Source organism: Thermosipho sp. 1244, from assembly GCF_018588215.1.
Lineage (GTDB): Bacteria > Thermotogota > Thermotogae > Thermotogales > Fervidobacteriaceae > Thermosipho > Thermosipho affectus.
Window position 1 is genome coordinate 1 of the sequence record NZ_LNGA01000027.1, and the last position, 3,174, is coordinate 3,174.

3 protein-coding genes and 3 pseudogenes are annotated in these 3,174 nt (G+C 35.7%); 3 read left to right on the top strand and 3 right to left on the bottom strand.

Going from position 1 to position 3,174, the window contains the following annotated elements; translation table 11 throughout:
• Together AS157_RS06770 and AS157_RS06775 are read right to left on the bottom strand one after the other, a co-directional pair.
• Positions 1-229, bottom strand: a pseudogene (locus AS157_RS06770) (hypothetical protein); the annotation flags it as partial.
• 49 nt (positions 230-278) lie between these two features.
• Positions 279-461 (bottom strand): hypothetical protein, encoded by a 183-nt coding sequence (locus tag AS157_RS06775; protein WP_077289068.1) that lies wholly within the window; start codon positions 459-461, stop codon positions 279-281.
• Between the two features lie 41 nt (positions 462-502).
• Here AS157_RS06775 and AS157_RS06780 point away from each other — a divergent pair.
• Positions 503-808 (top strand): annotated as a pseudogene (locus AS157_RS06780) (transposase); the annotation flags it as partial.
• Between the two features lie 101 nt (positions 809-909).
• On the opposite strand, the gene AS157_RS06785 reads toward AS157_RS06780, so the two are convergent.
• On the bottom strand, positions 910-2,547 hold the full coding sequence (locus tag AS157_RS06785; RefSeq protein WP_143611745.1) for a hypothetical protein: 1,638 nt from the start codon (positions 2,545-2,547) through the stop codon (positions 910-912).
• A 96-nt stretch (positions 2,548-2,643) separates the two neighbouring features.
• Here AS157_RS06785 and AS157_RS09615 point away from each other — a divergent pair, with 96 nt between their 5' ends.
• Together AS157_RS09615 and AS157_RS06790 are read left to right on the top strand one after the other, a co-directional pair.
• Positions 2,644-2,778: a hypothetical protein gene (locus AS157_RS09615; RefSeq protein WP_255373651.1), complete on the top strand. Its 135-nt coding sequence runs from the start codon at positions 2,644-2,646 to the stop codon at positions 2,776-2,778.
• A gap of 167 nt (positions 2,779-2,945) precedes the next feature.
• A pseudogene (locus AS157_RS06790) lies at positions 2,946-3,174 on the top strand (hypothetical protein); the annotation flags it as partial.

Below are 3,174 nucleotides of genomic sequence, written 5' to 3' on the forward strand. Positions count from 1 at the left end.
GAAAATCTCTAAGAGATGGAACTCTCTTAAAGTATAATGCACCCATTTCTAATGTCTCTCTAAACGAAAGAGCAAACAGTTCTTTTAAAACTGCTAAGGAAAGAATTAGTGCGTCTGGGTATTTCTTAGGTCTACCTTTGGAGGTAGATTTTTGAGGAAGTTGTGGTAAAATATTGTTGTAAAATTTTTTAACAAGTTTGAGTATTTTCTTTATGTTAGTTCTTCTCATATCAGGGGAGATTATATCATCTCCCCTTTTATTTTTGAACCACTTCCTCTTATTTTTGAAACACTCCCAGATAAACATCCCTTTCTGAAGTCATAATGATATTCAAAAAGTTTTCTAAGAATGTCCTCATAGCTAATCTTTCCTGAGGATCCTTAGAACAGTATTTATCTAACATTTCGTTTATAGCTTTTTCTTTAGCTTTTTCAAATATTTCTTTTTCATTTTCATTCATCTTTTCCACCTCCTAGTTTTTTAGACACAATTTTATTTTAACTCCCGACACAATATACAAGCAAAGATTTTAATGAATTACTAAAACAAAAAGGAATACAACATTCATACAGTAAAAAAGGAACACCATACGACAATGCAAAAATAGAATCATTTCATTCAATAATAAAAAAAGAAGAAATATATGTAAATAAATATAAAACTTTTGAAGAAGCAAAAATAAAAATATTTGAATACATAGAATTATTCTACAACAGAAAAAGAATACACAGTTCAATTGACTACATGATACCACAAGAAAAAGAAAACGAAGCATTAAAATCTTTACAAAAAAGAAACATTGCTTAAAATGCTATTTTTTTAGTTAAACTTAGGCCGTCCACTAGTTTGGGGTAAGAGCAATTCGCAATTTTGGTTTAATTTTAGTTATTTCGGTTTTTATAACGTAATTAAAAGAATGAATTCAAAACCCTCTCCAGTCTCCACCTCACCCTTTTGTCGTCTTCACACCAGTATGCCAAAAGCGTCGGTTGTATCTCCAACCGGTACTTCTTCGCAAACCCCCTCACTACCTCAGACCCATTCACCCTCATTCCAAACCTTATCCCATCGTACCTGCCGTAATTTCTCATAAACCTGTCCAGTAACTTCCTGTCGTACTCGTCAAGTTCTATGTATCTCCGGACAAATTCCCCCAGCTTCTTTACTCCCATCCTGTCCACCGCTTTCCTCACCGCCGTTTTCCGTCCTTCCACATAAGGGTGCGCTTCCACCATGTCCACCACAAATTCCATAGTTTTGTATCTTCTTGCCATATACTTCCCAAATTCCTCAACATTCTCAAGAAGTTTGTAAGATTTTTTGAGTTTGTCCTTTCTTGAAAGGTAGAACTTCTCTCTCTCAACCTGTGCTATGTACGTCGATATGAAAAGCCGTTTTCTTTCAGAAAGTAGAAGCTGTTTTAACTCCTCCAGTGCTTTTTCAAACCGCTCTTCTATCTTCAGCTTTATCCGTTCGTTATATACAGGATATGGAACTTCTAAATTTTCTACTTCTTTCCCTTCTATTATTTTTTTCAACGTGTTACCTCTGATCCTCTCCGTCTTCCCAGTTATTATCTCCGATATCCTCCCAGCCGATATCTTTTCTCCCCTGTACAACCCTACGATTTTGCGTATGAATCTCCTTAAATCTTTTGTGTTTGCGTAGATTGACACGTTGAATTTTGGGATGTATCTCTCCGCTTCTTTCAAAAGTTTTTCGTATTTCTTTGAAACTCCTAACGAACGTATAACCTTTGATGTTCTGTAAATGGAAAACGTGTTGATCTTTTTTTCAATCACGAACAGGGTATCGAGGGCACCGAACAAATTGCCTGATGTCTCACGATAGTATCCAAGCCAGTATACCGCTTTTTGTGAAATGGAATAAGCCCAGAGTGGGTGGATATTTTTTATATCCCACGCAAGATCGTTGAGAGAACTAACGACACCAGATGGGTGTGGGATAGTTTTGGATAGTTTGTATGCTTGGATGTAATGATGCACCGCATGAGGTACATCATTTTTAGCTACACTATTCCGCGCTTTCCCAAGATAGTAAAATACAAAGGCAGAAGAAGTCTTGTTACTTCCCCAAATTCTCGGTTCAGATACTGATTTTTTTTCATATCTAGTTCTGACATTTATGAGTAACATTTCTATCTCTTCCCGTACCTTTCCGCTTACCTTGTTTAAATTTGATTTTAAACATCTATAGAGTTGCGGGTCAAATTCTCCAAGCTTGGACTTGCACGATAGTTTCCTCGCAAGAAGGAAAAATCTCATACTTTCGCTATTACAAAATCTAATAGCTTTGTTTACATACTGAATCGCTTGGCTGTACTTTCCTTCCCACGTATACAGCAGCGATACAGCGGAATATTTTACAGCTTTAGGTAATTTCATATTAATCATTTGAACTATAAATGGCCTTGCAAATGCTCCGTATTCGAAAACAGGTATGAACATATCAGGTGTTTTTTTCATGTTTTCAAATCCCTTGTTTCTGTTATACATTGAAAATCTACATCTTAAAAAATCATACAAATTTACGTTCTAGAACCCGCATGAAAAAAGAATTTCGAAACGCATAAATTTGAAAAATCACATGGAACATGTTATCCTCTCAACAGGGGTGAGAATATGAGAAAGATTGTAGGACTTGTGTTAATACTGATGTTCCTTTTTTTATCAGTAATTACATTTGGTGACAAGACAGATTCAGATAGCCAAACCGAAAGCACACCACCCGTTGTATCTCAGAGTGTTGATGGGTAATTTATTTTATTTTACCACACAGGTGATGGTGCACACAACCAGAATCCTGTGAGTGAACAGAGTGCTCATGGAGAGCGTGAAATTTACCACCGAAAAACAGGGAGTGTTTCAAAAATAAGAGGAAGTGGTTCAAAAATAAAAGGGGAGATGATATAATCTCCCCTGATATGAGAAGAACTAACATAAAGAAAATACTCAAACTTGTTAAAAAATTTTACAACAATATTTTACCACAACTTCCTCAAAAATCTACCTCCAAAGGTAGACCTAAGAAATACCCAGACGCACTAATTCTTTCCTTAGCAGTTTTAAAAGAACTGTTTGCTCTTTCGTTTAGAGAGACATTAGAAATGGGTGCATTATACTTTAAGAGAGTTCCATCTCTTAGAGATTTTC